Below are 15,603 nucleotides of genomic sequence, written 5' to 3'. Positions count from 1 at the left end.
GTCGCTCGCCGCCGCCGCGGCGCTGACCGAGCGGTTCGCCCACGGTAGCTGGCTGGTCGAACTGGCCGGGCTGCAACCGACCTCGACCGACCGCACGTCGTTCCTCGCCGATGCCGTGGCCGATGTACTCGGCATCCAGCCGGCCGACGGCGCCGACACCACCGGGCTGCTGCACGACGCGCTGGCCGACCGCGAACTGCTGCTGGTGCTGGACAACTGCGAACACGTGGTGGATCGAGCCGCCGAGCTGGCCGAATCGCTACTGAGCGCGGCCGAGGGACTGCGCATCCTGGCCACCAGCCGCGAACCGCTCCGGCTGCCCGGTGAGGAGATCCTGGCGCTGGAACCGCTCGAGGTGCCCGCCAGGGACGCGGCGCTCGACGACATCGCCCGGACCGGCGCGGTGCGCCTGTTCGTGACGCGCGCACGGGCGGGCGCCCGAGACTTCGTGCTCGACGCCGACACCGCGGCGCCGGTGGCCACCCTCTGCCGCAGGCTCGACGGCATTCCGCTCGCCCTGGAACTGGCCGCCACCCGGGTGCGCGCGTTGGGCGTGCACGAGATCGTCGCCCGGCTCGACAACCGGTTCAAGCTGCTGGCCACCGGGCACCGCGGAGTGCCGCCGCGACAGCGGACGCTGGCGGCGATGATCGACTGGAGCTGGGGCCTGCTCGACGCTACCGAGCAGGCGGTGTTGCGCAGGCTCGCGGTGCACACGGGCGGATGCACGCTCGCGGCCGCGGAGGCGGTGTGCTCCGGCGAAGGCGCGAGCGCGGTGGACGAATCGGTCGTCGCCGACGTCGTCGGACGCCTGGTCGACCGGTCGCTGGTGCACCCGGCCGGGCAACGCTACCGCTTGCTGGAATCGGTGGCCGCGTTCAGCCTCGACCGGCTGGCCGACGCGGACGAGTTCGACGCGGCGCACCGGGCCCACCACCGCTACTATCTGCGGCTGGCCGAGCGGGCCGAGCCCGAGCTCTACGGCGCCGACCAGCGGCGCTGGCTGCGGTGGCTCGACGAGGACACGGCGAATCTGCGGGCGGCGCTCGACGGTTTCCTCCGCGCGGGCGAGGCGGACCGAGCGCTGCGGTTGGTGAACGCGCTCGCGTGGTACTGGCAGCTGCGCGGCAAGCTGAGCGAGGCGCGCCGCTGGCTGGACGCGGCGCTCGCGCTCGGCGGGTCGCCGCGGCACCGCGCCCGAGCGCTGGCGTGGAACGCCGGATTCGCCTTCCAGCAAGGCGAATTCGGTGACGGGGCGGCGAAGCGAGCCGCGGTGTTCGCGCTGTACGACACGCTCGACGATCCGCTGGGGCGGGCGCGTGCGGAGCTTTTTCTCGGATCGTCCGCGCTGGACTCCGGGGACGTGACCGAGGTGGAAGCTCTGCTGCGCAAGGCGCTCGCGGTCTTCGAGGAACTCGGCGACCGCTGGGGCGTGGCCGCGGGACACGTGGCGCTGGCCAAGGCGGCCCACAATCGCGTGGACCTGGCAGCGCTGGAGCGGCACGCGCGCACGGCCGCGCGGCTGTTCGCCGAGCTGGACGACCGCTGGGGCAGGCTCCAGGCCGCGGAATGGCTCGGCGGGCTGGCCGAACTGACCGGCGAACTGGCCGCGGCCGCGGATATCCACGCCGAGGCTCTCGGCCTGGCGCGGGAGCTCGAGCTGTGGGGGCAGGCGTGCACCCATCTGTGCTGGATGGGCTGGATCGCCATGCAGCACACCGATTTCGCCCGGGCCCGTGCGCTCGGCGAACAGGCGCAGCGGATCGCAGCCGAGCACGGGTACGAACCGGGCAGGCTGTTCGCCGCGGTCGTGCTCGCGTTCACCGCGCGGCGCGACGGCCGGCCCGAGGTCGCCGAGCGGATCCTGCGCGACTTGCTCGCACTCCCCCTCGCCGAAGGCGCGGAGACTCCGCTGTTCCTGCCGATGCTCCAGGTCGAACTGGGTTACCTCCTGGAAGGCCGCGGTGACCTGGCCGCGGCGTTCGCCCTGTATTCGCACGCGTTCGACGGCGCCCAGCGCATCGGCGCGCCACGCGACACCGTCTTCGCGCTGGCCGCGCTCGCCTCGGCGCTGTCGGAGCTGGGCGAGCCGGAGGCCGCCGCGCGTCTGCTCGGCGCCGCCGAGGCCGTGCGCGAGGCCAACGGCATCGCGCTGCTGCCCGCCGAACGCCCCGACATCGACCGCCCCGCGAACCTCGCCAGAACGGCGCTCGGCGACCACGCTTTCACCGAAAGTCACACCGCGGGAACACGATTGACGCCGCTTCAGGCTCGCGATCTGGCCGCCCGCGCCGTGCTCGACGCCACCCGCCGTCCTTCGACCGGGGACACCTCCCCGGACGCCGTGCCCGCGGCACGGCGGTGAAGGAGCCACCGCCGGTGCGCAGCACCGGCCCGACGCGGGAACGTCGAGCCGGTGCGGTACGAGTCCGGGCCGTGGTCAGCCGATGATCGCGTTCATGATGGTGCCCGCGCTCGTCGCCACCGCGCCGCCCGCCATCGCGCTGGCCACCATCTTCGGTGACTGCAGCGTGCCGCCGTTCCATTTCTCCCACGCGAACCGGCCACCGCCGTAGGTGATCGCCGTAATGCCGGACAGCTGGACCAGCCAGGTGAAATAGCGGCCCATCTGCATCAATTTGTCGGCCAACGGCGGCTCTTCCGGGGTCGGGTTTTCGAACTGCGCGATCACGGTGTCGTGCAGCGCGGCGAGAATCATGCTCACGTTCGGGCTCCTTTTCGCATGCCGAGATGACGGTGGAGACAGAATTCGAGGCAAAGAGCTGCGCTACCGAGGACTTCGGCGCGCCACGGGCACTGCGACGCCTGCGGCCGCCGATCCGGCGGTCCCGTGGCGTGGTCATGTCGTGACAAGATCAATTGAACCGCATGGTCCGGATGTATTCCCCGCGACACTCCGTGGCTCGGATGATTCAACTCACAGCGGCCCACCGTGCAAGGCGAGGCAATGACCTCTACGCTTTCAGTGAGTGCAGGGGCTGACATCATGTCGGTGCAGTGCGGCGCCGGATCTTCCGCCGAGATCACCGTGACCGCGGGGAGGGCACAATGCACACCGCTTTTCTGATTCCACTACTGATCACTTTGTTGATCGTCACCGCGACCGCCGTCGTGGCCGGTTACGCCACCGTTTTCGCCGCCTATTGGTTCGAGCTGCGCTCCACCGAAAAACACGGCGGCCGACCGGACATTTCGCCGCGCTGACCCCTCGTCGAACATCCACGACGGGCCAGGGCGTCGCTCCGGCACTCCGGCCCGTCGTATCGTCCGATCACACCGCTACACCGGCTCTCGCGGTCACCGTCTCGCCGATCCACGGCGGGACCGCCGCGTCCCGCACGCGAATCGTCCTCGGCCAGCAGGTCGAACGTTCACGGAAGCTTTCCGCGTATCGGAACACTTGAAATATCTAGTTCGTGTACCACTCAAGCAAACGAGCCGCGAACCGCTTCTACACCAGGATGTTACGGAAGCAAATACGCCACACTCACTCAAGCTTCCAAATAACGGAAAACGCAAACTCTTTGGTCGGCACTGCTGTGTTACGGTCGCCTTCGTGGAACCCTCCGGCGTGCAAACCGTCACCCGCGCCCTCTCGGTCTTGGACAGTTTCCGCGACGGCCGGGAGCGCGGCGTCTCGGAGGTGGCGCGGCGACAGGGTCTGGCGGTCAGCACCACGCACCGGCTGCTGACCACGCTCGTCCAGGCGGGCTTCCTGGAGAAGAGCGCCGAATCGAGCCGGTATCGCATGGGCGGCGCGCTGGCCGAGTGGGGGCAGCTCGCCTACCGCCAGCACCGGATCTACCTCTCCGAACCGTATCTGGAGCAGCTCGCGGGGACCACCGGAGCCAGTTGCTCGGTCGCCACCCGCCACGGCATCCACGCCGTACTGCTCGGCACCAGCCGGTGGCGGGAGACCGACGGACACGAACTGCAGGGCGTGCGACTTCCCCTGCACGCCAGCGCACTCGGCAAAGCCCTGCTCGCCTGGTCCGACGTCACCGACGAGCAGTTACGCGAGCTCCCCTACGACGAGGGAACGGAGCGCTCGGTGGCCGGACCGGGCTCGCTGCGTGCCGAACTGCTCGCCACGCGGGAACGCGGATACGCCTACAACGACGAGGAACTCGATCCCGGCTTCCGCACCATCGGCCTGCCCCTCCTCGACCCGGCGGGCCGCTGCCGCTTCGCCCTCGGCCTGCGCGGCCCCACCACGCTCATGATCGCCGAACGGGTGCCGTTCTTCGTCGAACTCGCGAAGGTCACCGCGCAGGAGATCGCGGACAGGTTCGCCGCCGACTAGGTTCCCGGAAACCGACGATTCGGTCGAACAACCGCGGTCGCGGGTGCGCCACCCTATTCTTGACGCGTAAACCATAGTGCGAGGTCGTCATTCGGGAGGCGACCGGAGAGCTGCGCCGGTCGTACCCGGCGCAGCCGCGGAAGGGAGCCGCCATGCCGGATGGTCACGCGCGGGTGCGCGCCGGGTCGTCGCGCAAGCTCGACACAACCCTCGCGCACGAGGCGCGGGTCTACGACTACTGGCTCGGCGGGAAGGACAACTACCCCGCCGACCGCGCCCTCGCCGACACGATCGCCACGCACATCCCCGACATCCGCGACATGGCCCGCGCCAATCGCGCCTTCCTGGGCCGTGCGGTACGTCATCTGGCCGGCGCGGCGGGCATCGATCAGTTCCTCGACATCGGCACCGGCCTGCCCAGCGCGGGCAACACCCACGAGGTGGCCCAGCGGATCGATCCGGCCGCGCGCGTGGTCTACGTCGACAACGATCCACTGGTGCTCGCCCACGCCAGAGCCCTGATGGCGAGCACGCCGCAGGGCAGAATCGCTTTCCTCGACGCCGATCTGCGCGATCCCCGATCCATCCTGGCGGCGCCCGCCCTGGCCGAGACCTTCGACCCGGACCGGCCGATGGCGATCATGCTGGTCGCGATCATGATGTTCTTCCGGGACAGCGACGACCCGTACGGCGTCGTCGGGCGGCTGCTGGAGGCGGCGCCGTCCGGCAGCTACCTGGTGCTCACCCATTCGACCGCCGATTTCGACCCGCGGGCCATGGCGCGCGCGGCAGCCGCCGCCCAGCGCGCGGGCATCGCGTTCCAGCCCCGCAGCCGCGCGGAAACCGAATCCTTCTTCGCCGGGACCGAACTCGTCGATCCGGGCGTCGTGCCGGTCGACGCCTGGCGGCCGGACTCGGAAGTCATCGCCGACGACCAGCGGTCCGCCTGGTACTGGGCGGGGGTCGGGCGCAAACCCTGAGCAGGCGCGGGCGGCGTTTGAGCCGCCCCCGTTCGGTAATCACGTCGCCAGGGACCCGCGGCCACGGACGGCGAGGTGGTGAACATGGTCGAGGACGTCGAGAAGCGCTGGCACGATCCACGCGGCTTCCGCCGCGCGGCGACCTACGTGGCCTCGGTGCTCGCCAGCGCCGCGCTGGTCTTCCTGCTGAGCCTGCTATGGGCCGCCCAGCGCGAATGCGCGGAGCGGGAGCGGCTGCTGTGCGATACCCCCGCCCAGGTCGCCATCGTGCTCGGACCGTCGGCGGTGCTGCTGATCGGCGGCATCGGCGCTTTCGTCGAAACCTACCTCCAGTGGCGGCGCGGCCGGACCTGGCCGATCTGGCAGGGCGCGGGCTGGTTCCTGTTCGTCTTGATGACGGTCTATCTCGGCATCGGCGGCGGCGCGGTCGCGCGCTGATCACTCCGCGACGCGCACGACCACCTTGCCGAAATTGCGGCCCTCCAGCATGCCGATGAACGCCTCCGGGGCGGCGGCCAGGCCGGACACCACGTCCTCGCGGTACCGCACCCGCCCGTCGGCCACCCAATCACCCATCTCGCGCAGGAAGTCCGGGTACAACGCGCGGACGAACTCGGTCTGGATGAATCCGCGCACCGTGAGACTCTTGGTCAGGATGCGGCCGTAGAAGCCGGCCAGCCGGTCGGGGCCCTCCGGCGCGCCCACCGCGTTGTAGTTGGCGATCAGCCCGCAGACGGGCACCCGCGCGTAGGTGTTCAGCAGCGGATAGACCGCGTCGGCCACCGCGCCGCCGACATTCTCGAAATAGACGTCGATGCCGTCGGGAACCGCTGCCGCCAACTGCTCGGCGAAATCGGGGGCGCGGTGGTCGAGCGCGACATCGAAGCCGAGTTCGCTCAGGTAGGCGACCTTGCGCGGCCCGCCCGCGATGCCGACCGCGCGCGTGCCGCCGAGCTTGGCGATCTGGCCGACGGCCGAACCCACCGGTCCGGTGGCCGCGGCGACCACGAGCGTCTCACCGGGCCGGGGTTTGCCGATCTCGCGCAGCCCCGCGTAGGCGGTGAAGCCCGGCATACCGAGCACGCCCAGCGCGGTCGAGACCGGCGCCGCGGCCGGATCGAGCTTGCGCACGCCGCGGGCCGGCGCGACGTCATGGGTCTGCCACCCCGAATAAGCCAGTACCACATCGCCTTTCGCCACCGACGGGTCGCGGGACTCGAGCACTTCGGCCACGGTGGCGCCGACCATCACCGCGCCGATCTCCACCGGTTCGGCGTAGGACTTCGCCGCGCTCATCCGGCCGCGCATGTACGGGTCGAGCGAGAGATACCGGGTGCGCAGCAGAACTTCCCCTTCGGCCGGAGCGGGGAGTTCCACGGTCTCGATCCGGAAATTCTCCGGCGTGGGCGCACCCACCGGCCGGGAAGCAAGCACAATTCGCGTCGACTCGACCATGCGCCCACCCTAGCCGGGAGCGCGGCCCCCCGAGCCGCCCGCGCCCGATCGTGTCCGGCGATCACCCCAGGACGGCGATTTCGGCCCGAGGAACACGCCGCCGTTCACCTTCAGCGTCCGGCCGGTGACCCAGCGCCCGTCGTCGGAGGCGAAGAATGCGACCGCGTCGACGATGTCCGCGCCGCTCCAGCGCGGTGCCGCAGGCGCTGGCCGACCAGGCTGCCCGGCCGTACACGCCGACCACCGCCACGGAATCCGGCCATTCGCGTACCGAATGACGTAAAACACTGTGGCGCAAAGGGTTATGCCGTTCAAGTACCGAATGACGCAACCTCTGGCCACAGCAGTTTCGGGATGAGCGTTCTGGATATCCGCTCGAGCGAGCCGAACATTGGCACGGGCGGCGCGGCTTCGTAGCGTCGAGACCATGAGCTTGGAAATCGGCACCATCCTGCCCACCTCGACGCCCGATCCCGCGCATCCCATCCTGGGGGACGTGCGGGCCGCCGCCCGCCTCGCCGAGCAGATCGGCCTCGACTCGGTGTGGTCCACCGATCATCTCGTGGCCAGCGCGCCGATCCTGGACAGCGGCGTGGTGCTGGCCACCGCCGCCGCCGTGACCGACCGCATCCGCATCGGCTACGGCGTGCTGTTGCTCGCGTTGCGGCCGGTCGCGTGGGCGGCCAAGCAGATCGCGGCCCTGCAGTACGTCTCCGGCGACCGGCTGATCCTCGGGGTCGGCACCGGCAACCCGGCACACGGTGATGTCGGATGGCGCGCGGCGGGCGTGCCCTTCACCGAGCGCGGCCGTCGCACCGACGAGGCGCTGCGCCTGCTGCCCGGCCTGGTCGCGGGCCGGCCGACCCTCCTGCCGGACGGTACCGAGGTCACCCTGGCGCCGGGCGCGGCCATGCCGCCGGTACTGGTCGCGGGTGACGGCGCGCGCGCTCGCCGTCGCGCCGCCGCCTATGCCGACGGCTGGGTCGCCATCGGACTCGAACCGCGTCAGGTCCGCGCGAGCGTGGACGAGTTGGCCGCCCTCGCCGCCGAACGCGGTCGGGGACCGCTCAGCGTGACGGTCGTGGCGCCACCTCTGGCCACTGATCCCGGGCAGGCGGCGGAGCAACTGGCCGCCTACGCGGAGGCGGGCGCGGAACGTGTCGTACTGGCCCCATCGGGGGCCGAGTGGCAAGCCGGCTACGAGTTCGCCGCGAAGATCAAAGAACAGCTTTGATTCCGATCCTCAGCCGGTGCACAACAATCCCAGCCCGAGGCCGAGCAGCACGGCCGCGATCACCGAGTCCAGCACCCGCCAGGCGAGCGGACGGGCGAACAGCGGACCGAGCAGTCGCGCTCCGAAACCGAGCGCGGTGAACCACAGCACGCCGGCCAGCATCGCCCCCGCGCCGAGGAACCAGCGATCGGGGCTCGCGTAACCGGCGGCGAAGGAGCCGAGCAACACCACGGTGTCCTGATAGACGTGCGGGTTGAGCCAGGTCAGCGCCAGGGCGGTAATTACCGTCGCGCCGAGCGCCGCGGTGGTCCGCCCCGCTTCGGCGTTGAGCGCGGCGCTGCCGAACGCCCGTCGTGCCGCCAGGACCGCGTAACCCAGCAGTGGCGCTTGGACTCCGCCGCGCTCAGCGCCGTCGCCGCCACCATCGCGGCGGAGGCGGCGAACGTGCTGCGATGACCGCGACCGAACACCATGCCCGGCACCGCCTTCGGGCGTTCGACACCGCCGGGTCAGGAGTGCGAGCCTCCTGGCCCGGCGGGTCCGTATCCGAGAAGGCGCGACCGTGGGCACGGTAGCACCGCCAGTTTGTTCGGAGCCCCGCACGAGTTGGATGGGCCGCTCTCGCCGACTGTCCGCGCAGGCGCGAGGCCCACGACACCAGGCCGGTCGAGTACCTCGTATTCCTCCGCATCGGGACGCCGCGAGGTAATTTGATCTTCGCAACGCCGACCACAGCTTCAGCGCCATCCCGCACCCACCCGAGATGCACAGGAGTTCACCTTGGCACGGCACCGTCGCCCGCACCGCTCGCGCACCCGCGGCGCTCTGGCCGTCACGGCCGCGCTCGGCACCCTGTTCGCCGGCATCGGCCCCGATGCGGCCGCACGCCCGATCGGCCCCTACGACGTCGGCGGAGCGATCGAGGTCGAATACGACCAGGCGGGAGGACCGGCGTTCTTCGGCGACCCGGTCACACCCGAGTCACCCGCCGCCCGCGGCGGCCGTTACCAAGCGTTCGAGCGCGGCTCGTCCATCTACTTCCATCCCGACAGCGGAGCCCATCAGGTCGGCGGCGCGATCCGCGACAAATGGGGCACCCTGGGCTTCGAGAGCGGGGCGCTCGGCTACCCCGTGGCCCGGGAGGCGGCGACGCCGTCGAAACCCGGTAGCTTCAGCGTCTTCCAGAACGGCTCCATCTACTGGTCCCTCGGCACGGCGGCGCACCAGATCGGCGGCGTGATCCGCGACAAGTGGGCGTCCTACGGCTGGGAGAGCAGCCCCCTGGGCTTCCCCATCACCGACGAATCCCCCGCCCGCGCGGGCAACGGACGCTACAACCTCTTCGGCGGCGGCGCCATCTATTCGTCCGTGCGCACCGGCCCGCACGTCATCTGGGGAGCCATTCGCGAATCCTGGGAGGCCGCGGGCGGCGAAGCGGGCCGTTACGGCTACCCGACCAGCGACGAGTACGACTTCGAGAACGGCAAAGCCCAGGATTTCGAAGGCGGCCGCATCACCTGGACCCCCTAGCCGAACCGCCGCCGGCGGCGGCTTCGCGCAGCGCGCACGTCGACCGATCGGTCTGCTTCGATTTCGCCGAGTCGGCGACTGCGGTCCTCCCGCTGGCCGAAGCGGAGCAAGCGGTGCGCGCGTTGGAGGGCGAAAAGGGCGATCCGATCCGGATAGTGCTGACCCCGTGAACTCCGGGCAATCCGGACAGCGGAGCGGTTCGCGATGGTTCCGCCGGCGACCCCAACTCACGCTGGGGCCGCCGCGGCCGAACCAGCCAGTGCCCGAGCTCGATCCTCAGACCCCGACCTCGGGAGCGATACTGCCACATCCCAGCGGGCGCGTCGCATCGGTGATCGTCCATCAGTACATACAGGCGCGCGTGCATGTGCATGCGCGCCCCCGGGCTGGAAAACCTCGAAAATCGAGGTGAACGGATCACGATTGATAACAACTAAGCATCGATCGAGCGGTCCAGATGCAGAACTGTTACCTTTCGCCGACGCCATCTCGACGACTTCACCTTGCCGCCAACGCCTTTCGAGCCTCGAAGCGAGGATCGGATTCCGAGGCTTCGACTTTCGCGCGCAGCGTCGTTGAACCGAGCAGACCGACCGGTTCTCCGATACCCCTCACACGTCCGCGCCGAGCACCCCATCGCAGCCCGGGCGAGGCGACGAGCGACTCGATCGGCAAACTCCCGGCACGAGACGCCGGTCCGCCCGATCGCCGGCCGGGCGCCCTATTCGCCGGATCGCATCTCGGTGATCAGATCCCGCAGGAAGCCCACGCTCTCGACCGGGGACAGCGCCTCCACGCTGAGCCGGTTCATGACCGACATATACAGCTCGACGTCGCGCTGCTTGTCGAAGTACAGCGAGCTGGTGAGCTGCTCGGTGTAGACGATGTCGGCCAGCTCCGGTTCCGGGAAACGAAGGATGCTGAACGGACCGCCCGCGGCCGAGTGCCCGCCCGCCGAATAGGGCAGCACCTGGATCCTGATGCTGGGACGGTCGGCCATCGCGAGCAGATGCTCGATCTGCTCGCGCAGCACCTCCATCCCGCCGACCGGCCTGCGCAGCGCGTTCTCGTCGACGACCGCCCACAGCGTGGGGGCGGCCGCCCGGTAGAGGATCTCCTGGCGGCGCATGCGAATGGCGACGCGGCGTTCGGTCTCGTCGGTGTTGCCGAGCTGGATCACGGCGCGCGCGTAGTCGGCGGTCTGCAGCAGACCCGGCACGAATTGCGCCTCGTAGGTGCGGATGGTGGTGGCGGCCTGTTCGAGGCCGAGATAGGTCTCGAACCAGGCCGGGAGCAGATCGCTGTAGTGCTGCCACCAACCCGGGTCGTTGGCCCGGCGAGCCAGCTCGAAGTAGGTTTCGCGTTCAGCGGGGTCGACAACTCCGTAGAGGCTCAGCAGGTCGCGCAGATCGCGTTCCTTGAACCCGGTGCGGCCGAGCTCGAGGCGACTGATCTTGGCGTGCGATCCGCGGATGGCGTCGCCCGCGGCCTCCCTGCCGATCCCGGCCGCCTCGCGCAGCTGACGCAACCGGCTGCCGAGCGCGATCCGCAGAACCGTCGGACCACGTTCCGCGGCAGGGAAATCCGCGCTGTCGTCGTCGTTGCTCATGCGTGCCTCCGGCCGATCGGGGGTTAGCCGCGGGGCGTAGTGCCTCCACCATCACAGCTTTCTGAAACGTCGGCTGACGATCCTACTCGGCGGAACCCGGACGACCGCCCCGATGCGGGCGCGTGCCGGAAATTGGGTGCGCACGCATGGATTCGCAAGAGGGACAACGCAATATGTTGTTCCAGAATCGGCGCACGGCGGGACAGGTGTGCGTAGAGTCGCCTTCGACGGTGGCCCGGCGGATGAGGAGTGCCACGACGTCGACGATGGGCCCGTCGAACGTCCCCTCCTCGGCAGCGTCGGCCGCGGATCACAGCACCCGTCCCCCACCACGGAGCGCGACATGACATCGAACGACGTGCAGATCACCGATCAGGACATCCGCGACAAGCTGACCGGCGTACTCGGCTTCACCAGCATCGACCTCGCGACGTCGAAGGACGGCGTGAACTGGTGCTCGAACGCGTTCTTCGCCGAGCTGGACGGGGATCCGTTCCGCTTGACGCTCGTGCTCGAGTCCGGCGGCCGTACGTTGGACTGTCTGCGAACCAATCCGAGTATCGGGGTCAAGGTCGTCCCCGGCGGATTCCTCGACCCGTTCGCGCAGGGCCTCGGCACGGCGGTGGCGCGAACGGGAACGCACGAGCGGGAGGAGACCTTCCGAGCGCTGTTGGACAAGGAACCGCAGATCGAACCGTTCCTGTCGACGCCGATCGAGGCGGTGGTGGTGCACATCGACTGGTGGCGCGTGACGCACGTCGCGGGCGGTTGGCTGCCCGGACGTGTCCTGCACCGGCCCGGCGCGTCCTGAGTCGCCCCGCGCGATCATCCACTACATACCGACCAGTTTCGACATCCCGTCGAGTACCGCAGACACCGGCAGGGCGACGAAATCCACACTGGCCGAACGCATCCGACGGATTGCCCGGTGATTCGGCGAACCCTAGGCTGGTGAGCCAGGCGACGAAAACCAGAGAGAGGTCTCCATGTCCGATCCCGCTCCCCAGACCGGTGTCCGCGCACCGGTCGGCGTGGACACGACACGCGCGAGTATCGCCCGCGTCTACGACGCCACCCTCGGTGGCAAGGACAATTACGAGGTCGACCGCTACGTGCGCGACAAAGTCGCCGAAGTCGCGCCGCGCCAGAGCGACGTGGCCCGCATGAACCGGCGCTGGCTGCACCGCGTGGTGCGATACCTGGCCGGGACCGCGGGCATCGATCAATTCCTCGACATCGGCGCGGGTCTGCCGACCGTCGGCAACACCCACGAGATCGCGCAGCAGGAGAATCCCGTGGCGCGCGTGGTGTACGTCGACAACGACCCGGTCTGCAACATCCACGGCCGCGTCCTACTCGAGCGCAACGCGTACACGCATTTCGTGCCTGCGGATCTGACCGATCCGGATACCCTGCTGGCACATTCCGAGGTCACCCCGCACCTCGATCTCGCTCGCCCGCTGGCGCTGATCCTCTGCGGCATCCTGCATCACGTCGACGACGATCTCGATCCCGCGGGGATCATGCGCCGCTACATCGATGCGCTGCCCGCGGGCTCCTACGTCGCGATCACGCATTTCTACGATCCGGCCGACGGCGGCGAGGCGCACGAGATGGCCATCGAGCTGCAACGGCGGTTCACCGAAATGGGCTTGGGCTCCGGCTGGTACCGCACTCGAGAGCAGATCGCCTCGTATTTCGGTGATCTGGAACTGATCGAGCCCGGACTGGTCGAACTCGACGACTGGTGGCCGATGGGGCCCGCATTGCGTCCGCGGCTGACCGAGGAACGTCTGCTGCTGGGCGGTGTCGGTTACAAATCCGGATCGTCGAACGGCGTCGTGACCACCCTGCGCCGCCGGGCGACCCAGGACGACCTATCGGATCCCGCCGAGTAGGACTCGGCTGAGAGGACTGCCCCACATGACATACGACGACCTGAACGGACCGGATCTACGCGAAGACCGGTGGCGCTTCCTCGAGGTTCCCCTCGGTGACGGCCAGTCCTGGCGCTACGCCGACCCGGCCGCCCGCACCGAGATCGGCGAAGGCACCGTGTCGGTCCGCATCGATGCGTTCACCCGCTCCCATGCCGAGGTCCAGATCCTGGACAACCCGAAGCATCTGCTGGTGTCGACCGAGGCGTTCGATCTCACCGGCGGACCACGGACTTTCGCGGTCGACATGGCGGCGCAGAACATCGGCGTCACCGGCGAGGACTACCGCGACGGGTTCGCCGCGTTCAATGTCCTCGATATGAGCAGCGCCCAGGTCTTCGACTTGATCGCGACGAGCAAGCATGCGTACGCAATCCACGAACGGCTGCTCGTGCCGGGCGTCGTCCCCGCGGCGGAGGCGTTCAGCCACGTCGTGCACGCCCCGCTGGCAGGAGTCGACATCAAGCCCGGCGAGTTCCACCGCTACACCGTCACCCTGGACCGTGCGGCGGGCACCGCGAGCTGGTACGTGGACGGCATCCCGGTGTACCGCGCCTACGCGCCACAGCTGCCGGAGACCGTGCAGATCGGCTTCGGCGTCATCACCTTGCATCCGATCGAAGACGGGCACAGCACCTCGCTGCGCGGGCAGGGCCTGCACGCGGCATGGCGTGCTTTCACCGTGAACTGACCGGGCACGCCGACCGCGCGGTGTCTGCCTGAACACGTGGAGTCTGCCTGAACACGTGGAGTCTGCCTGAACGCGTGGGGGCCGCCGAAACGAATGGTGCCCAGCCGCATTCGGCTGGGCACCGGATTCGCTCACGCCCGCGGGGCGGCCGTCCCCACAGATCAGACGCTCTCCCTGCGCGGCCATTCGACGCTGTGCTGGCGGGCGTACCCGTCCGACGCGCCCGCGTCCTCGTCCATGTCGTACTCGTATTCGTCCAGCTCGGCACGACGGCGCGGATCCCAGACCATCGCCGCGGCCGACACGGCCAACAACGTGATGACAATGGCCGCGATGACTACATAGAGCACGTCTTTACACCCTCTCCTGAAGAAAAAACGAACAGCACCCACAGCCGTGCCGGATACTCAACGCGCACAGCTTCATTCACGCCGCTCGCATACTAAGCCGCCCTCCCGCGAACCGGACATTCCGACGCGGGTTACCGGCCGGTCGCTCCCCGGTCCGGGCCGGGCGGCCACCCTCGCCGATTTCCGGGAAACGCCACCGCGAACCTCCAGCGTCGCTTAGGCTCGGCACAGTCCCGGTGGCTCCGGGACATCCAGCGCGGCCCCGGTATGCCCAAGCCGGCCGCGATCGCTGGTGGTAGCGGTGGGGTTCACCCGATTCGATGAACCTCGCCGTCCCCCACTTCCCATGAAATCCCACGGACATTCGCGCGGAATAACCCACATCGGGCATCCTTCGAGTTACCGTCTTCGGTCATGGACGACATCGAACTGCAGCCACCGACCGTCGCCTCCGCCAAGCACACCGGACTGGTCCTGGACATCGCCGCCCTCGACATCCACAACCCGCTCGCCCGGCCCGGCGAGATCACCTACCCGTACGTCCGCTGCACCGACCACCGGGTCCTGCGGCTACCCGAGCCGTTGCACCGGTGGGCCACCGAGACCATCGCCATCAACCACACCCAGCACGCCACCGGCGCACTGCCCTTGTTTCCCGGGCAGGTCGAGTTCGGCATCCTCGACGGCACCATGTACGCCGAAGTCCTCTGACCCCCGCTCCCGACTGGAGCCCGGTCGACACGGCCGGGCTCCAGTCGCGTCACAAGCGATCGGCGCACCGGCGACGCGCCCGCGAAATGCCTGGTGAACGCGCGGACGGGGCGAGCATGTGGCGCGCGTTCCCGGTGCACGACACACTGGATCCGTGAATCGCATGTCAACCCGAGGGCGCCCCCGCGGATCGGACGGCCTGCTGTGACCGACCTCGCCCGCGGTGAGAACCGCCCCGCGCCCGGCGACCGGCTGACGGTGACCGTCACCTGCTCGGCTCCGGTCGACGTCTCGGCGCTGCTGCTGAACTCGGCGGGACGGGTGCGCTCCGACGCCGATTTCGTGTTCTTCAACCAACCGGTCGCGCCGGGCGTCACCTATCGGCACGGCCGCGGCGCCGGTGACGTGGTGGACATCCAGACCGGCGCGCTGCCCGGTGACGTGGAGCGCGTCGTCGTCACCGCGAGCCTGGACGGCAGCGGTCCGCCCACTTTCGCGGCCGCGGGCTCGCTGCGCGCGACCATTGCCTCCCCGTCCGGCACACTGGCCTTCCCGGTGACCGGGCTGAGCACCGAGACCGCCGTGGTGTGCGTGGAGATCTACCGCCGCGGCGGCAGCTGGAAGGTGCGCGCGGTCGGGCAGGGCTATGACAACGGATTGGCCGGTATCGCAACGGCTTTCGGCGTGAACATCGACGACGAACCGGCTCCGCCTCCCATGCCGTCCGCTCCGGCTCCGCCGCCCGCTCCGTCCCCTCCGGCTCCCGCGCCCACGTATCAACC

At 69.5% G+C, this 15,603-nt stretch carries 17 protein-coding genes; 12 read left to right on the top strand and 5 right to left on the bottom strand.

Annotated features, from left to right (window positions below; translation table 11 throughout):
- A partial coding sequence (locus HOV91_RS35165) for an ATP-binding protein (RefSeq protein WP_174189542.1) occupies nt 1–2,365 on the top strand: 2,365 nt, incomplete at its 5' end.
- 75 nt (nt 2,366–2,440) lie between these two features.
- Here HOV91_RS35165 and HOV91_RS35160 read toward each other — a convergent pair.
- Entirely contained in the window at nt 2,441–2,719 is a 279-nt protein-coding gene (locus HOV91_RS35160) for a hypothetical protein (RefSeq protein WP_174189543.1), read from the bottom strand.
- Between the two features lie 350 nt (nt 2,720–3,069).
- Here HOV91_RS35160 and HOV91_RS35155 point away from each other — a divergent pair, with 350 nt between their 5' ends.
- The 4 genes from HOV91_RS35155 to HOV91_RS35140 all read left to right on the top strand — a co-directional run bounded on the left by HOV91_RS35155 (nt 3,070) and on the right by HOV91_RS35140 (nt 5,742).
- Nucleotides 3,070–3,225 carry a hypothetical protein gene (locus HOV91_RS35155; RefSeq protein WP_174189541.1) on the top strand — a complete coding sequence of 52 codons (156 nt, stop codon included), beginning with the start codon at nt 3,070–3,072 and terminating at the stop codon, nt 3,223–3,225.
- A 352-nt stretch (nt 3,226–3,577) separates the two neighbouring features.
- Complete coding sequence (locus HOV91_RS35150) at nt 3,578–4,324, top strand: IclR family transcriptional regulator (RefSeq protein WP_174189540.1); 747 nt, start codon at nt 3,578–3,580, stop codon at nt 4,322–4,324.
- 152 nt (nt 4,325–4,476) lie between these two features.
- Nucleotides 4,477–5,304, top strand: coding sequence for an SAM-dependent methyltransferase (locus tag HOV91_RS35145; RefSeq protein WP_174189539.1), 828 nt, complete (start codon nt 4,477–4,479; stop codon nt 5,302–5,304).
- A gap of 84 nt (nt 5,305–5,388) precedes the next feature.
- Nucleotides 5,389–5,742, top strand: coding sequence for a hypothetical protein (locus tag HOV91_RS35140; protein WP_174189538.1), 354 nt, complete (start codon nt 5,389–5,391; stop codon nt 5,740–5,742).
- On the opposite strand, the gene curA is transcribed toward HOV91_RS35140, so the two are convergent.
- Nucleotides 5,743–6,759 carry an NADPH-dependent curcumin/dihydrocurcumin reductase gene (gene curA / locus HOV91_RS35135; RefSeq protein WP_174189537.1) on the bottom strand — a complete coding sequence of 339 codons (1,017 nt, stop codon included), beginning with the start codon at nt 6,757–6,759 and terminating at the stop codon, nt 5,743–5,745.
- 427 nt (nt 6,760–7,186) lie between these two features.
- Here curA and HOV91_RS35130 point away from each other — a divergent pair, with 427 nt between their 5' ends.
- Nucleotides 7,187–7,993, top strand: a complete 807-nt coding sequence (locus HOV91_RS35130; RefSeq protein WP_174189536.1) for an LLM class flavin-dependent oxidoreductase — start codon at nt 7,187–7,189, stop codon at nt 7,991–7,993.
- A 9-nt stretch (nt 7,994–8,002) separates the two neighbouring features.
- Here the strand turns inward: HOV91_RS35130 and HOV91_RS35125 are convergent, their stop codons facing one another.
- The gene (locus HOV91_RS35125; protein WP_312884894.1) at nt 8,003–8,563 is read right to left on the bottom strand and encodes a LysE/ArgO family amino acid transporter; all 561 of its coding nucleotides are present in this window, start codon (nt 8,561–8,563) and stop codon (nt 8,003–8,005) included.
- A gap of 210 nt (nt 8,564–8,773) precedes the next feature.
- Between HOV91_RS35125 and HOV91_RS35120 the strand changes: the two genes are divergently transcribed.
- A complete protein-coding gene (locus HOV91_RS35120) occupies nt 8,774–9,523 on the top strand; it encodes an LGFP repeat-containing protein (RefSeq protein ID WP_174189534.1) in 750 nt (249 codons plus the stop codon).
- Between the two features lie 721 nt (nt 9,524–10,244).
- Here HOV91_RS35120 and HOV91_RS35115 read toward each other — a convergent pair.
- Nucleotides 10,245–11,132 (bottom strand): Sco1979 family transcriptional regulator, encoded by an 888-nt coding sequence (locus HOV91_RS35115; protein WP_174189533.1) that lies wholly within the window; start codon nt 11,130–11,132, stop codon nt 10,245–10,247.
- 343 nt (nt 11,133–11,475) lie between these two features.
- On the opposite strand from HOV91_RS35115, the gene HOV91_RS35110 reads away from it, so the two are divergent.
- The 3 genes from HOV91_RS35110 to HOV91_RS35100 all read left to right on the top strand — a co-directional run bounded on the left by HOV91_RS35110 (nt 11,476) and on the right by HOV91_RS35100 (nt 13,760).
- The gene (locus HOV91_RS35110; RefSeq protein ID WP_174189532.1) at nt 11,476–11,943 is read left to right on the top strand and encodes a pyridoxamine 5'-phosphate oxidase family protein; all 468 of its coding nucleotides are present in this window, start codon (nt 11,476–11,478) and stop codon (nt 11,941–11,943) included.
- A 175-nt stretch (nt 11,944–12,118) separates the two neighbouring features.
- Nucleotides 12,119–13,030, top strand: a complete 912-nt coding sequence (locus HOV91_RS35105) for an SAM-dependent methyltransferase (RefSeq protein ID WP_174189531.1) — start codon at nt 12,119–12,121, stop codon at nt 13,028–13,030.
- A gap of 25 nt (nt 13,031–13,055) precedes the next feature.
- The gene (locus tag HOV91_RS35100; protein WP_174189530.1) at nt 13,056–13,760 is read left to right on the top strand and encodes a DUF6081 family protein; all 705 of its coding nucleotides are present in this window, start codon (nt 13,056–13,058) and stop codon (nt 13,758–13,760) included.
- Nucleotides 13,761–13,921: 161 nt separating this feature from the next.
- Here the strand turns inward: HOV91_RS35100 and HOV91_RS35095 are convergent, their stop codons facing one another.
- Nucleotides 13,922–14,110, bottom strand: a complete 189-nt coding sequence (locus HOV91_RS35095; protein ID WP_174189529.1) for a hypothetical protein — start codon at nt 14,108–14,110, stop codon at nt 13,922–13,924.
- A gap of 414 nt (nt 14,111–14,524) precedes the next feature.
- Here HOV91_RS35095 and HOV91_RS35090 point away from each other — a divergent pair, with 414 nt between their 5' ends.
- Nucleotides 14,525–14,821, top strand: coding sequence for a hypothetical protein (locus HOV91_RS35090; protein ID WP_043724307.1), 297 nt, complete (start codon nt 14,525–14,527; stop codon nt 14,819–14,821).
- 204 nt (nt 14,822–15,025) lie between these two features.
- A partial coding sequence (locus HOV91_RS35085; protein ID WP_174189528.1) for a TerD family protein occupies nt 15,026–15,603 on the top strand: 578 nt, incomplete at its 3' end.

It is taken from the genome of Nocardia barduliensis, from assembly GCF_013315795.1.
Classification (GTDB): Bacteria; Actinomycetota; Actinomycetes; order Mycobacteriales; family Mycobacteriaceae; genus Nocardia; species Nocardia barduliensis.
The sequence above is the reverse complement of the archived record's forward strand: the minus strand, read 5'-3'. Positions and strand labels throughout refer to the sequence as shown.